Annotated in this window: 14 protein-coding genes and 1 pseudogene; 11 read left to right on the forward strand and 4 right to left on the reverse strand. The window is 39.4% G+C overall.

Annotated features, from left to right (window positions below):
- Positions 1-16 precede the first annotated feature (16 nt).
- Both EXU85_RS03755 and hsdR read right to left on the reverse strand, forming a co-directional pair.
- Positions 17-1726 carry a DUF262 domain-containing protein gene (locus EXU85_RS03755; RefSeq protein WP_142770788.1) on the reverse strand — a complete coding sequence of 570 codons (1710 nt, stop codon included), beginning with the start codon at positions 1724-1726 and terminating at the stop codon, positions 17-19.
- 31 nt (positions 1727-1757) lie between these two features.
- Positions 1758-4199 (reverse strand): annotated as a pseudogene (gene hsdR, locus EXU85_RS03760) (EcoAI/FtnUII family type I restriction enzme subunit R).
- 192 nt (positions 4200-4391) lie between these two features.
- Here hsdR and EXU85_RS03765 point away from each other — a divergent pair.
- The 6 genes from EXU85_RS03765 to EXU85_RS03790 all read left to right on the forward strand — a co-directional run bounded on the left by EXU85_RS03765 (position 4392) and on the right by EXU85_RS03790 (position 11369).
- Positions 4392-5195: a hypothetical protein gene (locus tag EXU85_RS03765; protein WP_142770789.1), complete on the forward strand. Its 804-nt coding sequence runs from the start codon at positions 4392-4394 to the stop codon at positions 5193-5195.
- A gap of 64 nt (positions 5196-5259) precedes the next feature.
- Positions 5260-5535 carry a hypothetical protein gene (locus EXU85_RS03770; protein WP_142770790.1) on the forward strand — a complete coding sequence of 92 codons (276 nt, stop codon included), beginning with the start codon at positions 5260-5262 and terminating at the stop codon, positions 5533-5535.
- A 191-nt stretch (positions 5536-5726) separates the two neighbouring features.
- Entirely contained in the window at positions 5727-7058 is a 1332-nt protein-coding gene (locus EXU85_RS03775; protein ID WP_142770791.1) for a hypothetical protein, read from the forward strand.
- Positions 7059-7158: 100 nt separating this feature from the next.
- Positions 7159-8292, forward strand: coding sequence for a DUF6371 domain-containing protein (locus EXU85_RS03780; protein ID WP_142770792.1), 1134 nt, complete (start codon positions 7159-7161; stop codon positions 8290-8292).
- Between the two features lie 429 nt (positions 8293-8721).
- Positions 8722-9156, forward strand: coding sequence for a toll/interleukin-1 receptor domain-containing protein (locus EXU85_RS03785; protein WP_142770793.1), 435 nt, complete (start codon positions 8722-8724; stop codon positions 9154-9156).
- A gap of 392 nt (positions 9157-9548) precedes the next feature.
- Entirely contained in the window at positions 9549-11369 is a 1821-nt protein-coding gene (locus EXU85_RS03790) for a sigma-70 family RNA polymerase sigma factor (protein WP_142770794.1), read from the forward strand.
- Here EXU85_RS03790 and EXU85_RS03795 read toward each other — a convergent pair.
- The gene (locus EXU85_RS03795) at positions 11364-11795 is read right to left on the reverse strand and encodes a helix-turn-helix domain-containing protein (protein ID WP_142770795.1); all 432 of its coding nucleotides are present in this window, start codon (positions 11793-11795) and stop codon (positions 11364-11366) included. The genes EXU85_RS03790 and EXU85_RS03795 overlap by 6 nt on opposite strands.
- Positions 11796-11939: 144 nt before the next feature.
- On the opposite strand from EXU85_RS03795, the gene EXU85_RS03800 reads away from it, so the two are divergent.
- From EXU85_RS03800 to EXU85_RS03820, 5 genes are all read left to right on the forward strand, one after another.
- Positions 11940-12149 carry a hypothetical protein gene (locus EXU85_RS03800; RefSeq protein ID WP_142770796.1) on the forward strand — a complete coding sequence of 70 codons (210 nt, stop codon included), beginning with the start codon at positions 11940-11942 and terminating at the stop codon, positions 12147-12149.
- Positions 12150-12199: 50 nt separating this feature from the next.
- Positions 12200-13447: a site-specific integrase gene (locus tag EXU85_RS03805; protein ID WP_142770797.1), complete on the forward strand. Its 1248-nt coding sequence runs from the start codon at positions 12200-12202 to the stop codon at positions 13445-13447.
- A gap of 62 nt (positions 13448-13509) precedes the next feature.
- Positions 13510-14754, forward strand: a complete 1245-nt coding sequence (locus EXU85_RS03810) for a VapE domain-containing protein (protein ID WP_142770798.1) — start codon at positions 13510-13512, stop codon at positions 14752-14754.
- Between the two features lie 267 nt (positions 14755-15021).
- A complete protein-coding gene (locus EXU85_RS03815) occupies positions 15022-15891 on the forward strand; it encodes a toprim domain-containing protein (protein ID WP_142770799.1) in 870 nt (289 codons plus the stop codon).
- Between the two features lie 221 nt (positions 15892-16112).
- Positions 16113-16988, forward strand: a complete 876-nt coding sequence (locus EXU85_RS03820; RefSeq protein WP_210422435.1) for a site-specific DNA-methyltransferase — start codon at positions 16113-16115, stop codon at positions 16986-16988.
- Here the strand turns inward: EXU85_RS03820 and EXU85_RS03825 are convergent.
- The gene (locus EXU85_RS03825; RefSeq protein WP_142770801.1) at positions 16945-17730 is read right to left on the reverse strand and encodes a restriction endonuclease; all 786 of its coding nucleotides are present in this window, start codon (positions 17728-17730) and stop codon (positions 16945-16947) included. The genes EXU85_RS03820 and EXU85_RS03825 overlap by 44 nt on opposite strands.
- Between the last annotated feature and the right edge of the window lie 265 nt (positions 17731-17995).

Raw genomic sequence — 17995 nt, forward strand, 5'->3', positions numbered from 1 at the left:
ACAATGAGAATATAAATTAATCGGTAATCACTACATCTTCAGTTTCATCAACTGACATCTCTTCCAAAGGTGTTTGATCAGATGTTGTTCTAGCATACGCGTTACCTGCTCGCTGTTTAATTGCCTCCAAGATTTGTTCGCCCCTTGCTTGGACAAACGCTGGATACTCGTCTCGTAGTAAGGCATTATAGGCTTTGCGGTCTATGAAATGACTACCCAGATAGTTCATAAACCCAGATTCGGCCCTTGAGTCAGCTATAAGGGTTTCTGCACCTGTTTCGTCAGCGTATCCTAGCATATACTGACTTGGCTTTTTATTCGATATTTCGCGGTTGAGCGCCCCCGAAATTAGAGCAAAATTCACCACTGAATGAATATCTTGATCGTTTATTCCTAATTCCTGTCGTCGTGAATAAGGAAATAAATGATGGTTCTGTTGTGAGTTTGAACGCGATACCTGTGTTTGTTCCAGATTAACGGGTTGCCCGTTATGAAAATCGCGTGGCTTTTGTAGAGCCATTAAGCACAAAACTCCATTCTTAACAACCGACGCATTCTTCATTTTTACCCGTATCAAATCGCTAACTGTCAGCGTAACCGGGAAGGTATTTGGCTGTGCACTGCCTGCTAACAAACTCCTCACCCATTCGGTATCATCTTTCATTCGGCTTAAGCTTGAGCTTGAAAAACGTTGTGAAAAGGTAGACGTCCAGAACCACTCGTTCAAAAGACCTACATGCTCAGCACGAGCAGACGAACGACCTGAACAGTAGAAATAATGCTGAATAACTGAGAGTTGAGAGTTGTAGGGTAGAAAAGAATAATTCGCTACGCCTAAGGTTCGTAAATAGTCAATTGCCCGACGAATGCATTCTGCAGTCTGGGTCCAATGTTGTCGCCCTAAATCAGCCGTTAATTTGAGCTGACTGCCTTGAAGACAATCATTAAAGATATTGAGAGCTAGCGACTGTGTAAAAACTTCTGAATCAATTGCACCATACACTTTGATAGGGAGCTCCTGATTAAACTCATCTACTTTATCACGTAAATCAAAATCCGTAGCCCAGGCACCAGCATGTACCAGATCGAACAATGAGAGCCGTTTCCCTCCTTGATTGATACGCTCGAAAATATCGACTACCTCATCCAACTGCATATTCGATGACTTGATAATGCTAATTGGATAGTCCGAGAATTGCTGACGACAATTTTCCCAGGCCGAAGCAAAATCTGTTTTATTCTCCGCATCGTAGAGAACATAGCGCCGTAAAACTTCGGAATAAGCCGCAGTATCCATTAGCTTCCACGCTGGCTCGTTATGCCGATCACTGAGTAAGCGCGGAATTTTGAATTCACAACTTTCCAGGTTAAAGCAAATAGCACCGTAGTTAATTGTACGGATGGTTTTGTTACGTAGGGCGACGAATAATGAGGTGGTACGTTGCTGCCCATCCAAGATAAATTGATAACGGCCTGACTCTGGTTCAGCAGGCAGACCTAGTTCAGGAATCTCCCGATTAAAGTGAGCAAATTGTGAGTCAGCTTCCCACAAAAACAGTGATCCGATAGGAAATTGCTTATAAATGCTATTGAGTAATTTGACCACTTTAGTCCGTTCCCAGACATAACCACGTTGAAAACGGGGGATTTTTATATTCCCCTGTTCCATCTGGTCAAACAGCTTTCTGAGATTCCAGTTATTGATGATTTCAATGCGTTGGGGCATAGCAACGATTTTACTGAACGTAGTTTTTGCTTTAGGCAGTGATTTTATAGATCTGATCTTCCAGGTCTCGAACGGCTTCAAGATATTTATCTTTACCACCGAAGGTTCTTATAATCTCCATCGGTGACCCGAAGAGGTCGAAGGGTTTCACTTGTAAGACTTTTACATCTTCAATGTTTTGAATGCCTTCATCAGCATATTTATCAAGAAGGCTTTCTAATACAGCTCGAGCTTGTTCGCCATATTTAGTGAAGTAATTACGCTTCTTTACTTCATTAGCTCGCTCCTGGCGGGTCAGCGGTTTTTGGTCGTATGCGACGTGGCAAATCAAGTCAAACAAGTCCGCGTCTTTATCTACGGCGTCAAGAAATGTGTCAAGCAAGACTCCTTGTTCGGTCAGTTCCTGGACGATGGCTTCTTTACGGTCATTTGCATTCCAGTAGGTCATGAACTCGGTCATAGTCTGGAATTTTGCTCTGAATTTGTCGCGGGTATAGTCTTTCAAACCTATCATAATGGCCTTTCCATCATTGTCAAAAATCAGATCACGACTAGCCAGAACGGTTACGTCTACGCCATTGACAAACACTTTACGGTCGTCGTTAACAAGAGTTTCGTTATCCTCAACGATATACCGAATTTTAGGGGGCTCAGGTATAAGTTCGTCACCCGTTTCTTCATCTATTATAGGTACATCAGCAGCTATTTCTTCATCTTCTACGTGTTCTATTGTATCGTCCTCACTGACAACTTTGATGCGTACTGGATCGCCATCGAAAGCTGGGTCAGCAAACAGATCGGTAACGTTTCGGAAGTCGAGGATAGTAAAATAGAGCTTCCCAAATTCCTCATTGATACGTGTTCCCCGGCCAATTATTTGCTTGAATTCAGTCATCGACTGGATATTACTATCGAGAACAATCAGTTGGCAAGTCTGCGCGTCAACGCCTGTTGTCATTAATTTTGATGTTGTCGCAATGACTGGGTAACGTTCCTCAGGATTGATAAAGTTGTCGAGCTCTCGCTTACCTTCTTCCTCATCGCCCGTAATCCGCATGACATATTTGCTGTTTTGGCTAACCAAATCAGCATTGCAGCGAGCCAGTGCCGAACGCATCCCTTCAGCATGTTCAATGTCAACACAAAACACGATGGTTTTCATGAATCGACCCTGACCGTGCAGATACTCAGTAATTTTCTGCGCTACTAATTTCCGACGCTCTTCGACAACAATATTTCGGTCGAAATCTAAACGATTGTAGATACGGTCTTCAACCGGATTGCCACGTTTATCTTTCTTCCCTTTTTCGGGTCGCCAGCCTTCCAAGTCAATATTTAAGCCAACGCGCACGACTCGATATGGAGCCAAAAATCCGTCGTCAATACCTTGCCGAAGTGAATATGTATAGACTGGATCGCCAAAATATTCACTGTTAGAAATGTGGGAGGTTTCTTTAGGTGTTGCCGTCAGACCAATCTGCGTAGCTTTATTGAAGTAAGCCAGGATTTCTCGCCAGGCTGAATCTTCAGATGCGCTGCCCCGGTGACACTCATCTACTACAATAAGGTCAAAGAAGTCGGGTGAAAAGTCCTTAAAAGCATCAATTCCTTCTGAACTAGTCAACCCCTGATATAAACCTAAATAGATTTAGTATGCCTTGTCGGTTGAGTCAATACCCCGTTTACGGCTTGATACCATTTGTTCCTTCCCATCGATCGACACCAGTTTTTTACGAATGACTGTCATTTTATCACGGAAGTGCTTAAAGTCTCCTCGTCGGGTTTGGTCAATCAGGGCAGTGCGATCGGCAAGAAAAAGAATACGCTTTTTAAAACCGCTTTTCCATAAACGGTAGATAATCTGAAACGCCGTATAGGTCTTACCAGTGCCTGTCGCCATAACGAGAAGAATCCTGTTTTGACCTTTAGCAATAGCTTCAACAGTTCGGTTTATGGCTATTTGCTGATAATAACGAGGTTTTCGACCGGTGCTATCCAGAAAGTAATCCTGTGAGGCAATGAGCTCAGCGGTTGTAGTTTCTATGCCTTTATATCGCTTATACGTTTGCCAAAGCTCATCTGGAGTCGGAAAGGCATTTAGATCCAGTTCCTGTTCAATCGTTTCGTCAGTAGCGGTTCGGTCATGATATACGAAACCGTCACCGTTAGACGAGAATACACAGGGAATATCAAGAATACGGGCATACTCTAAGGCCTGCTGCATACCATCACTGATAGAATGCTTATTGTGCTTGGCCTCAATTATAGCTACAGGAATGTTAGGTTTATAATAGAGAATATAATCAGCCCGTTTGGCTTTTCCTCGCGCCGTCATTTTCCCCCGGACGTAGATGCGACCGTCTGTAAATGTAACCTCCTCCAGAAATTTATCTTTCCAGCCAGCCTGCTCAATGGCCGGTGTAATATACTTAGTACAAATGTCGCGTTCAGAAAGGGTTCTTTTGGATAGCATTTTAATAGCTCGTAGCCTGGAGAACGTCCAGAAACTTATATAGTGCAGATAAAAAAAACGTTGTCTTCTCGCCAGGCGATAAACGCATGACACTACCCATTGAAGACAAATGTAACATTAAATCGATGTTACCCAATGAGGGTTTATGGGTCTTATAGCCAAGTTTTTTAGAAAATTTTTAGAAAATATAGCATGGATAGGACTAGCAGCTTTGGGAGCGATGAAGGCTCTGAAAATCAGGGGAAATTAGATTTGGTGGCAAACCTGAGCGATCTCCTAAAATTGCGCAATAGGGGACACTTCCATAAAAGTTATGAAGGCTTAATCCAATTTATGGTTATGTCCTACGAAATAGGTAAGAATAAGGTATTTGATATTTGGCTTGAGTATTACCGTAATAGTTTAACGCTTTGGGGATTTGATTTTTCTATACCTCGAGGTGGCAGAGAAAGTAAGCTATTATACACCTGCGAGAAAAAGATTATTAATGATGAGAGAGCTATTGAGTTAATCAGGGCATTTTTAAAAAGCAAAAACCGTTTTTACCTAGCCGAAATTCAAAAGGCTGCTCAGCTCTTAAGTGAACTTAACTTGGACATACCAAAAGGGGTAAGAATTTTATCAGAAAATAAGGTAGTCGATTGGGAGCTAATTAGTAAAGGGGAAAAGCATGCTGTATCCAATGATAATAATAAAGCAGCCCCTAAATTATCGTTACGTGAAGTCGCGCTTCTATATATCTATAGAGATCAAACTATCGAAAGAATCGACTCAAATACCATAGCGAAACACTATGGCTACACAAGCGGGGAAAAACTTATGCAGCATTATAATAAACTCAGCCAAACAAATGAACGGACAGGATTAGAGGGGAAAGAAATCATACCGATGATTAACAGTATGAAAAAGGTCAAACCGTTTCTAACGAATATTCAACAGAAACGCATTGATACTGATTTACTTGTGTTGGAAGGAAAAAGAAATTCACCGGTTTAAACCGGTCAAACCGCCTTTGTTTGCTATTGATTTGTGCCAGTCGAAAATTAAATCCCGATTGGTTATGCAAAATCCCTTTGAAATTATTGCTTCGCGTCTCAGTACTATTGAAGCGCTGTTAATTGACATCAAACATCAACCACCAGCCACCGCTTCTCCTTTAGTAGCTCCTCTGCCTATTTTCTCTAAAAAGCAGGTTATGGAAATGACTGGCTGGCCACCAGGAACGTTAAATCAAAAAATTGCGGAGATGCCTGAAGGTGTAGTCATTAAGGGCCGCTCACGACGAAAATGTTTTGATCGCGAAAAATTTTTGGAGTGGTTAAAAACGCCCGCTTGAATGGCTACAATCATCCGAGTAGAAAAGTATATCAATGGATGATTGTTTGCATAGGACCAGTCTGTCGCTGGTACCTCATCTCCTATATGAATAGCCAATAGGCTGTTCATACCTATTCTCCAAAGCGTTTATTAATAAAATAGCCTTGAAACCGCGCCAACAGTTTCAAGGCTGAAAATCGTATTCAAAGAGTGAAATTTGAACAGCACAAAGATAAGGCTAATGACCTTACTAAGATCAATTTGCCCCGTCAATTTACAACTTTTACTAACGAAGACAACTATTTGGATGAATTCCCAAATAGTTATAAGTCAGATGAAAGTAAATTGGATGTAGCACAACTACGTGCGAAAAACGGTTTTGTCATTGATGAGATGAATCGAGTCCCTGATCCGTCCCTGCATAATACCAGTAATCAATCGGATGCTCCTGCAAAACCTATATTGAGTTCTCTACTGGCACTCGAGCAAGAATTGACAGAACTGGCCACTAAGCCGATCGTGTTTTCCCCTCCATTAATAAGTCGCGATGGCACTCCTATTGTTGGACGAAGTACAGTTAATATTATTCAGGGGACTTTTGGATCGCACAAATCCCGGTTAGCCGAGTTGTTCGGTGGTTTGATGCTGTCTCCTAACCTTAAACCTCCCCAGGCGCTGGGTTATGAGCGAACTTCCCTAGAACGGTATTGTCTCTGTTACATAGACAGTGAGCGGAATCGGCGAGAGGAATTACCCTTTGCCATTCAAAGCATGAAACGAAATGCAGGCTTAGGCATTGAAGACAAACCTGACAACTTTCGGTTTACCAGTATCAAAGGTGTAGGCCGTGCTAGACGACAACAGGCACTTGAAGCATTTATTGCTCATGTGCGTGATAATAGTTTGTTACATTTATTCTGCATTATTGATGTCGTTACCGACTGCGTAGGTGATTTTAACAGAAGTGAAGAAGCACTATTACTATTTGATTTTCTCGGAAATCTATGTGACAATTACGACTCTACCTTCTTACTTGTCATTCACCAAAATCCAGGCACTGAAAAAGCTCGTGGGCATGTTGGCACAGAGGCAGCTAACAAATCAGCCACCGTCATGCAAATTGGCTTCGAAAAGGATGCAAAAGGTAATGATACAAACCTTATTCGGCTACGTTATATCAAAACCCGTCGGTGCCAGCGCCCAGAGCCACTTTATCTGGCCTACAACGAGACTACCTATAGTCTTATAGTAGCTGATGCCTCGACAATGGAAGCAGCTACCAGTCAACGAAAATTAAAAGCAGATGTGGATGATATCGCCGATCGGTTAACTACCCTGTTGGCCGAAGGACCTATTCCAAAGCATGAAGTTGTAGGAATACTCGAAAAAGAGTTTTCGGCTAAAAATTCGACAATTCGTGAACGCCTGAAAGTTATTCAGGATGAGCCCCAGGAAATGTATAACAGCGATGGGCGCTTAGTGCAGTTATCCGACCGTAAAGCAGGGCGTAATCACTACTACTTACTTAAAGAGGTCGAATGAATACTGTTACTGCCAAGGGCCATATATAGGGCTTTGGCAGTAACAGTATTCATTTGAAGCTGCCAAAGTTATTCTGGCACTATCATTTGACAATAACAGCATGAAGCTAACCACTCTCTGCGATCATCTGGAAATTGAATTCGGGACTCACATATTGGAATCTGTCACAGGGGTAGAATTACGTCAAGGTGGGCAGCCTATTCGTTTGTTCGATACCACGAAGCATAGTGCTGAAGTGTTTTATCGTAATGACCAGCGAGGCAAGCCATATATTCAAAACTTTCAAACTGGTACCCGAATTTACCCAGTAACCGCCTATGCCCAAGTACATAGACTCACTATGACTGATGCTATTTATGAACTGGCGCGTACTTATGGTCTTGAGGATGGCTATTATACTTCACGGCAGCCATTTCCACCAAGAAGTGCCCCATCAACTAAGCCGGATTACATTCCAAACGAACGTTACGAATCTTGCCGTAAGGGATTTCAGCGGAACGGTTTATTTCTTTGGCTGTCTACTAGGTTTGGCATATCAGAAACATATCAAGCCTTCGAACTATATCGACTCGGAACATCTAAACACTGGATGTTTCAAAATACGTTAGCTACAACCTTGCCTCAATATGACCAGGCTGGCAATCTATGCCAAGTCAAGGTAATTCCATTTAGCCCTATAACAGGACGACGAGCAAAACCAGAGCAGCTTCCTCCCAAGCTTAACCAGCAAACGAGTCATTATGAACCCGACCCTGGCGTTTGGTTTGCTGGGAAGTACCTATTACGAAAAAAGAAGGCCTACCTGGAGCAGTGCTATTTTGGTTTGCACCTTATATCCTTGTACCCTAAGAAGAAAGTTGCATTTGTCGAAGGTGAATCAACAGCCATTACTGCTAGCATTGTTTATCCAGAATTTAACTGGCTAGCCTCAGGTGGATCGACTGGAAACTCCTGGAATAACCCAGATAAATTCAAAGCATTAGCAGGTTGTGATGTAGTACTCTGGCCTGATTCAGGGAAATTCGAAGAATGGAGTAGAAAAGCCATTCCTTTAGAGGGTTTGGTTACTAAGTTAGCCGTTAGCGACTATGTTGAGAAGCACGCTTACAAATCCAACTTAGATTTACGTGATCTACTTTGTCTACCACAATGGAATATCGAGGGTCGTACTATTTATGGAGAGCCATTAGCTCTAGAAATTTTGCAAAACTATCCGCCGGATTGGGATTGTTAGCCAAATAATCCTGATTTACCCGAACGTTATTTTTCTACCACTCTCAGACCTAAGAATAGCCAAACAAAGAATGTTTCAACCAACGTGTAAACCACAAACAAAAAAGCACCTAACATTATCTGTTAAGTGCTTGATTTTCAGTGGTGGGAGTTGACGAACTTGAACATAAAAATGTAAGTGTCTGTGAATCAGTCTGCAATCAGATATAATTTCAAGCAAAATGTAAGTTTGTAAATATTATAGGAGTACAAAACCAACCCTGTTAGATGGCAGAATATGATATTTTAAGTTAAGTTGTTGATAGTCAGAATGTAAGTTATTATTTTTTGTGTTAGTCAATAAGATGAATGAATAGAAAATAGTAGATTCTTTAAAGCAAGTATTTTATATATTTACTTTTAGTAAACAAAATATACAAATGGTAGCAGCATGAAAGTATTTCTATCCCACAACTCAGCCGATAAGTTACTAGTTGAAATAATAGGCGACAAGCTACGCAAGGACAATTTAGATCCTTGGCTTGACAAATGGAATCTTGTACCAGGTGACCCATGGCAAGAAGCCCTTGAAGAAGCACTCGACGAATGTCAAGTATGCATCGTATTTTTTGGCAAAAGTGGTATAGGCCCATGGCAAAATGAAGAAATGCGTTCAGCCATTGAACAAAGAGTCTCAGATAAAAGCAAGGCATTTAAAGTTATACCAGTATTATTGCCGGGAGTTCATCAAGATAAAGATTTAAAAATTCCTAGATTTATTAAACGTCTTACATGGGTTAATTTTAGCAATAGTATTGATGAGGATGAAGCCTATAGCTCCTTACTGTGGGGAATAACTGGAGTTAAGCCTGTAAAAAAAAAATAGTACATAAAACATTATTTGAAGAGGTTATTAAATTATATAAACTGTTAAATGCTAGAATAGAGACAAATCTTCTTATAAGCAATGAAGAAGTTCAAATAATTGCTGAATTTAGAAAACCACCTATTTTTACTTATAGACAACTTATTGAATGTATTGATGATATAGTAGATGAGGTAATCATTAAAGAAGTATATTTTAAATATAAAAAAATTCAAGAATCAATTAAAAATAGTGAACTTATAATAATTTCCAGTAAATTTTTCTCCAAAAAAGCTCTACTATCTGCGAGCGATTTTGGAATACAGTGCTTTAAAATACAAGACCTATATAATCAACTAGCCGATTTTAATGGCTATATAGAAAAGGTCAATTCTGAATTTGATTCTTCCTCTTTGAGTCAGTTTTACGTAGCCCAAAGTGCTTCTGACATAGAAGATTATGATGATGATTACTCTAATAATATAGCTTCTATTCACAAGCCTTTAGTTGAATACATTATTAAACTATTTAATGAAGAAAATAAAAATAGAATTGCCTTACTAGGAAATTTTGGTGTAGGTAAAACTAGCCTTTGCCATAAATTACATATTGAATTAATAAGGTATTTTTTAAAAAACCCCTCTGCTAGAATTCCAATCTATTTCAACTTGAAAGATTTCTATTCGGGGTTTGATATTCATCAAACCCTTACTAATTTTTTACAGAAACAACCTAATCTTGATATTGATTTGAAGCTTTTTCTAGAGCTTCAAAGGATGGGTAGATTCGTATTCATACTTGATGGATTTGATGAAATGGCGACTAAAGTCGATAGGACAGTAGTAGCCGAAAACCTTAATGAGATTAATCGTTTATTCATCGAAGGAGATAATCAATTATTAATTACTTGTAGAACTCATTTTTTTCAAGAAAAAATTTCAGAACCATTTCTTGAAGATTATAATGTTTTGTACCTAACAGAATGGGGAGAGGAAGAATTAAAAGAATATTTAAAAAAGAAATACGCAGGAGAATGGAATAATTATTGGACAAAATTACATAAAATACCTAATATATATGATTTGTTTAAAACCCCAATATTGGTTGAAATGGTATTAAAAAGCCTATCCTCTGTTGAGAACTGGCAAAATATCAGCCCTGCAATTCTGTATGAAAAATATACAGATGATTGGATTTTACAGCAATCTAAAAGACGTGGGACTATGATGGGCAAAGAGGATCGTAGGAAATTTGTTGAAAACCTTGCAATAAAGCTATATGCGGAAAATGTTTCTAGTATTCATTTTGAGAGCCTGTATTCATTATCGCATACTTTGTCGGGATACAATGATAAAACAAGAATTGATTATTTTGATACTGATGCACGAACGTCAACTTTTCTCACAAAAAATAGCTCTGGTTATTATGGTTTCAAACATAGGTCATTCATGGAGTTCTTTTGTGCATGCATAATTGTTAAAAGCATTAAAGTAGAAAATTCAGATTTATTAACTACTAAAGAATTAAGTTCGGAAATATTAAGCTTTATAGATGGCATTGAAATTGACCAAAACTCAATTAATATATTGACAGAATGGAGTAATAACTTTTCAAACAGAACTTTATCATTGAATTCTGTTAAAATATTGCAATCTAAAAATGTTGATCTTAGTAAAGAAGTTATTGAGAGGTATGATATAAACAAGGAAGACTTCGATCTGTTGGACACAGCCTTTACAGGTGACCAGAAATCTCTTACCACTCTGTATTATAGTTACTATCCATTATTAATAAGTTATGGTTATAATATATTAGGACATAATAATATAGAAGCTGAAGAATCAATCACTGATGCTTTTATGCGAATTTTAGCTAAAGGTGATAGTATTAGATTTTCCACGAAAATTTCATTTAAAAATTACCTTTTCAGTATTTATAAAAATATATTATTGAATAAATCGCGAAGGTCAATACAAAGTAGAAATATAATTTCTATAGAAGATTTGTCAGAAAGTGAAATATTTGAATATGCAGCAAGCTCGCCTTCAAATGAATTTGAACAGATTGATGCTATCCGACACATATTTCGGAAATTATCTGAAAATGATCGAAAGATTATAGAACTATACTATATTGAAGGCTATTCACAGAAAGAATTAGCAGATAAATTAAATGTCTCGATGTCTACTATTTATAGTAGAATTTCGCGTATTAGAAATTATTTAAATTTATAGATCTTTATCAAAACTAGTTATTTTCTCTTTTGCCCATTGTTCTAACTTACCGTCTGGGTCTAACTGTTTTTGAAATACTTCTTTAGTTATTCCAAAACCTTCAAAGCCTTTACCTAATTCCATAACCAGCGTCATAAAAGCTTCAATTTTACGCTGATTGTTGAGCATATAGTCGTTTTGTTCTTCTAATTTGGTTATTCGGCTAACTGATCTTCTATAATTTTTTGCTTCTATAGGAAATAAAATATCGAAAGGAGTGGTTTCTAAGGCTTTGGCTATCTCAATCACCTGATTTATAGACAAATCATTTCCCCGCTTCTCTAATCGGCTGTAATTGCTTCGTTCCATGTTCAGCCGTTCAGCCATTTCCACCTGTTTTATTCCCTTCTTTTCTCGGATTGCTCTTATAGTCTTGGCAATGTCCATTTCGCCGTGTGATTTTTTTGCAAAGTAATGGACTCATAATGAGATATTTGATAAAAATATTGATATTTATGTTATCAATATTTGCACATTAAGAGTCAAATAATAATCTTTGTGCCAATAATAATCATCATTAACCTTAGGATTATGTACATACAAACACCAATCAGTCGAGCCGTTGAAGGCTTTGAAAAGCGTATAGGGCTGTCCGTTAAGTTCGACGGACGCTTCTACAGCCGCACGGGTATCAATCAAAAACGTTGGGGTATGCTAATGGCTGGAAAGCTAAAGCCTAACTCCGATGAACTGAGAAATATCTCAGAAGTATTTCAAGTGCCAGTTGTTGACTTACTCTAAACCCTTGACCCGTATCGTTCGGTACGGGTTTAGTATAAATCCCCTTTTCTATGACCTATCAGACCACTACTAAACAGCAACGAATTAAACCCTTTCGGGTGATCTGTTGGAGACGTAAGCAAGCGGAAAACGCTCAAGGGCTTGCTCCAATCATGTTTGAAATCAAATTCAATGGACAGACCAAAACCGTTCATTCAGGTATCTACTGCAAAGCTGATGAGCTGAGTACTAAGGAATTTGCCGTATTGGGCAATAATCCGGCAACTCAGCTACTCCAAAGTATGAAATCTGACTTTGAGAAATCATTCTCGAAAGTCAGCTTGTCAGGTGAAATCATTGATTTAGGCCGTATTTCTGATATGGTCATGAAGCAAGGGGGCTATGTTGACAAAACCCCGCTCTTTCGTGAAGTCCTAGAGCAACTTGTAACACGCTACCGGGAGCAAACGGGAAAGATTACGACGAAAGGAACACTCAAAGCCATTATTACGGCTCAGTATCGTTTGCATGACTATCTACGAGATTCAGGTAAATGGAATATTCGATTAGCGGAAATAAAGCCTGTTTTCGTCAGCGATGTAATAACATACATGCAGAGCAAGAAAGGTTATTCTAAGAACTACGCTAATAAAGTTATTCGGGTAGCCATGCAGGTTCTAAACCATGCCGAAGACGCGGAATGGATACCCCGTAACCCGCTCCGAAACGTTCGCCTGAAACATGAGCGGGTAAATATTGTCTATCTGGATGAGAAGGAAATAGAGCAGCTTAAAACGTATCATTTGCATAATGATACGTTTGATTTAGTCCGTGATGGATTTTTATTTCAAGTTTATACGGGTCTCGCCTATACGGACATGACAAATGCTCTTATTGAGAATTTGACCACTATAGACGATATGCCCTGTTTACGAGTCAAACGGGAAAAGACCAATACCCCTTGTTTGATACCACTCTTACCGCCCGCCCTGGCACTGATTGAGAAGTACAAAGATTGGCCGTTTTGCAAGCATTACGGTAGGCTGATACCCACAATAACAAACCAGAAAATGAATAATTATCTCAAGGAGATAGCTGGGATTTGTGGGATCAGTAAGCATTTGACCACGCATGTTGGCCGCAAATCGGCGGCTACATTTCTGGTCAATAACGGTGTTTCGCCCGTCGTGATTCAATCCATTTTAGGTCATTCCTCATTCACTACTACCGCAAATCATTACGCCGTGACGATGGAACAAACGATAGTACGTGAAATGAATGACTTAGCTAAACGCAAGTTCCCTACAATGAAAACATAAGGCAAAAACAAAAGCCCGCTTACTATTACCAGTAGTAAGCGGGCTTGAATCGCAGTCACGGCATGACAACAATTCTAATCATTTTTTCTATGGCAAAGATAGACCAAAAAAAGTATGCTCCAAGTGAGCAGATACCAATTATTACCCGCATACAAGACTATCTATCAGAGCGGTATGCTTTTCGCCTTGATATTGTGGCCAACGTGCTACAGTATAAATCAGTTAGTTCGACTTGTTTCCGGGAAATGAATGAAAGCAACCTTCTGAAAGAGTTGTACGAGATAGGTTTCAATCGGTTTAAAGATCAATTAAAAGCCTTATTAAAGTCTGATTTCATCCCAGAATACGACCCCTTCAAAGCCTATTTTGAGGGTTTGCCTAGTTGGGATGAAACCCAGCCTGATTATATCGCTGAACTGCTTTCTTACGTCAAGGTAAAGGATGCCGACTGGTTTGCGATCATGTTCAAAAAAATGCTTATTCGTAGCGTAGCCTGTGCAATCGGGGTAGCTAAGTTTAATAAGCAGTGCTTTGTTTTATACGGGCCGCAAGACGACGGTAAAACGTCATTTCTTCGTTTCCTCTGTCCGCCTGCTCTAAAGGATTATTACAAAGAGAACATTGATTTTGAGAATAAGGACGGGCGTATTGCTCTGGGTGAAAACTTTCTTATTAATCTTGATGAATTGTCTTCCCTGTCAAAATCAGATACCAACAAATTTAAAGCGTATTTGACAGAAGAGCGGGTAAAGGTTCGGCGACCCTATGCCGAACGGGAAACGATCATAATTAGGCGGGCAAGCTTTTTGGGCAGTACTAACCAAAACGAGTTCCTAACAGATGTAACAGGAAACGTCCGTTGGCTCGTTTTTGAAACGAATAGTATCAACCATGACAAAGGAGGGCCTAAAGGATATTCGGCTAATGTTGATATAAATAACGTTTGGGCACAAGCTTATGCGTTGTTAAAAAGCGGTTTCCAATATCAGTTAACTCGTGAAGAACTTGCCCGATCCGAGGGCAATAACCGCCAGCATCAGCGCACTACGGCTGAGATTGATTTGATTAACCATTATTTCCAACCAGCGGATAAAACAACGCCCAAAGCCGAATTTTTGACCGCTACGGAAATAGCACGCCGATTAACTATTCTAATTGAAGGAAAAGTGAGGGTAAATGATAATAACGTCGGTAAAGCACTAACGCTATTAGGTTATCAGCAACTATCCGTCCGTCGTGCAGCGGGTGCGTTTCCTGTCAAAGGCTATTGGGTAGTACAGGTACTTGCCGAAACTAAATTCCAATAACTTTTGAACTAACCCTACTACATTACTACAAGTCATTATTTATAGGTATAAGTATCTGATAATAAATGGTTTGTTCTGTAGTAGGGTTAGTTTTTGAATTCCCTACTACAAGCCCCTTCCTTACTACAAATTTCTACTCCTGCCTACTACAAGCTCGTAGGCTACTACAGACAAAATTCCTGATTAACAGCAAAATAAGCCAATTGTAGTAGCGTAGTAACGTAGTAGGGGATTTTTCCAAAAGATTGACCGCTAAAAGAAAAGGACATGAAAAGCCCTGAAATCATCAAACAGGTTTTACAGATACCTATTACCAATTATTTGGCTAGTATTGGCATTACACCCGTAAACCAAGCAGGCCAACAGTTATTTTATTGCTCCCCGAAAACGAACGAGAAAACCCCGTCTTTGGCCGTTAACCCGGTTAAGAACGTTTTTTATGATTGGAGTGGAGAAGGTAAAGGAGATATTCTTTCGTTGGTTCAATATCTCAATGGTTGCACGTTTTTAGAGGCCGTTCAGGTACTCGAAAACTACCAGCTAAACCCGCCCGAAATATCCTTTTCTTTTAGCGGTCAATCTTCTGTTTGCGACAGCACAGGCGTTGAAATTACCAACGTCAAACCCCTACAGCATCAGGCATTGATTCAGTATGTAGAAAAACGGGGTATATCCATGAAAATAGCTTCTCGCTATCTCAGAGAAGTTCACTATGAAACGAAAGGAAAGAAATACTTTGCCGCAGGCTTTCCAAACGATTCAGGTGGTTATGAGTTACGCAATCCCTATTTCAAAGGCTCCATATCTCCCAAGGGCATTACGACGTATACAGTCAATAGTTCAAAATCTGTTTTACTGTTTGAAGGCTTCTTCGATTTCCTTTCAGCTTTGGAATATTACAAACAGCCTACTATGCCCGCTTCTGTTATCGTCCTAAACTCCTTGACTAATCTATCTAAGGTTATACCAGACCTGCAACGGTTTGGCAAGGTAAGCGCCTTTTTGGATACCGACGAAGCGGGCCGCAAAGCATTTGCTAAAATCAAGTCGTCAGCAATCAATGTCATTGACTTCTCAAACACCTATAACGGCTTTAAAGACTTCAATGAGTACATGACTATGAGCAGGACTTTTTGAGGACTTTGGATAGGACTAGGCGTAGGACTTTTGTGGACTAGTCAGATATATAGCGTTTAGGCTTTTGGGTGGCTTTAAGGAGGCTTTAGGCAGGCTTTCGGGAATTTGGGGTAGGCTTTTGGGAGGCTTTTTAATGGCTTACTCTATCACTGACATTTCACAACACTTACTACAATAACACGTAAATTATGATAAATTCGCGTACTAATCATTTTGAACGAATGACTCAACATAAGCAAGACTGGAACATCATAAACGGTGATGCCCTAAGTACCTTAACCGACAATTTTACACAGCCAACCTTTCAAACATGCGTCACGAGCCCACCCTATTGGGGGCTTCGAGATTATGGTATTGAAACACAAATTGGCTCTGAAACCGACATAAATGAATATATTAATAAGTTAGTTAATGTATTTAGAGCCGTTAGAAACTGCCTTAAAGATGACGGTACACTATGGTTAAATATTGGTGACTCATATACAAGTGGGGGGCGAACTTGGCGAGATGCAGACAAAAAGAACCCGGCTCGTGGAATGAGTTATAGAGCACCAACGCCCGAGGGTTTGAAACCTAAAGACCTTATTGGCGTACCTTGGCGTTTGGCGTTTGCACTACAAGCAGATGGATGGTATTTGCGTTCCGACATTATATGGTATAAACCAAACTGCCAGCCAGAATCAGTAAGGGATAGACCTACACAATCTCATGAATACCTTTTTTTATTAACAAAGTCAGAGAAGTACTTATACAATTCTGAGGCAATCAAAGAAGATACTAAAGATAAGAAAGGCAAACGGAATGCCCGAACTGTTTGGGAGGTCAATACTGAGCCTTACAAAGAAGCTCATTTTGCAGTGTTTCCTTCAAAACTTGTAAAACCATGTATCTTAGCCGGTAGCAATCCCGGCGATTATATACTTGATCCTTTTGCCGGTTCAGGTACAGTAGGTGAAGTAAGTATGGCATTAAATCGAAAGTTTGTCGGTATCGAATTGAACAGTGATTATGTCGATTTAGCTAAACGTAGAATAATAAAGTCAATTCCTTCTATTATTTACTTTGAACGTCCTCAGATTCAGGCAGAACCGGTGTAATATCAAACTCCCAAGTGGCGTGAACAGTGCATAGATTCTTTTGGAGGTTTTTAATCTGTAATTTCCGCTCGGTACCACCATCGAAGTATAACTGAAATAATAAATAACCATTTTCATATACATCGCAATAACCGGGCTTGGGCATCTGTCGGCTTTCTAGGTTCATCCTTAGATTTCCTTCAGATGCTTTATTTAGAAGACTGACTGGTATTTCAACTAGCTCATATGTCCAAGGTGATTTCCTTAATACTCTCAATGTTAGTATTTTATCACATTGACTTAATCTTGTAAGAAAGCTTTGCCTTAGACCTATCAAATGCTCTAGCTTATCTTCCCACAGCCCTTTGCCAAGTTCCATAAACTTAGAAATATGGATTTTTTGGGCATTGACATTCTTCGCGGCTTCTGTTTTTAAAGAGTATTTTAAACCATCAACGGTTAAATCAAAAGTCGGATTGCCAGCAGGAGCAAGCAAAGAACTCCTGCCAGACATTTTAAAAGCTTCTTCTAACGCGTATTCAAACTTATCTTTTGAGAAGGGCCCTTTTGAAAAGCAATGATGTAAACGGAGCATATCTCCAAAGTCCTCCAAAAAGCCACTAGTTATAATCTCTGACTGAGGGTTTGCTTCTTTTCTTATGTATGGACGCATAAATTGGTCCACAAGTGAGTCAATAGATTTTAATTGAGCAGACGATAGTTTTGGGAGAGCTTGTGATATTTTTTGTACTCTGTCAAGCATGATAAAGGAGCGGAAAGGAGGGCTATTTGTAGACTGATAAATAAAGCAACTTACACAATAACTTACTTAGATTAATAAAAAAACCCCTCAGAAATCATTTCTGAGGGGTTTTCGTTTTTTTGTGGGAGTTGACGAAGATGAACTTTTAAGTTAATCTACTGATTCACAAATTATTACAGGTCATAGATTGATTATGAGTGTTAGTTTGTATAGTAATTTACCATTCATACATAGTAAAAATGACCTAACAGACGAATAACTTGTT

The organism is Spirosoma sp. KCTC 42546 (assembly GCF_006965485.1).
Lineage (GTDB): Bacteria > Bacteroidota > Bacteroidia > Cytophagales > Spirosomataceae > Spirosoma.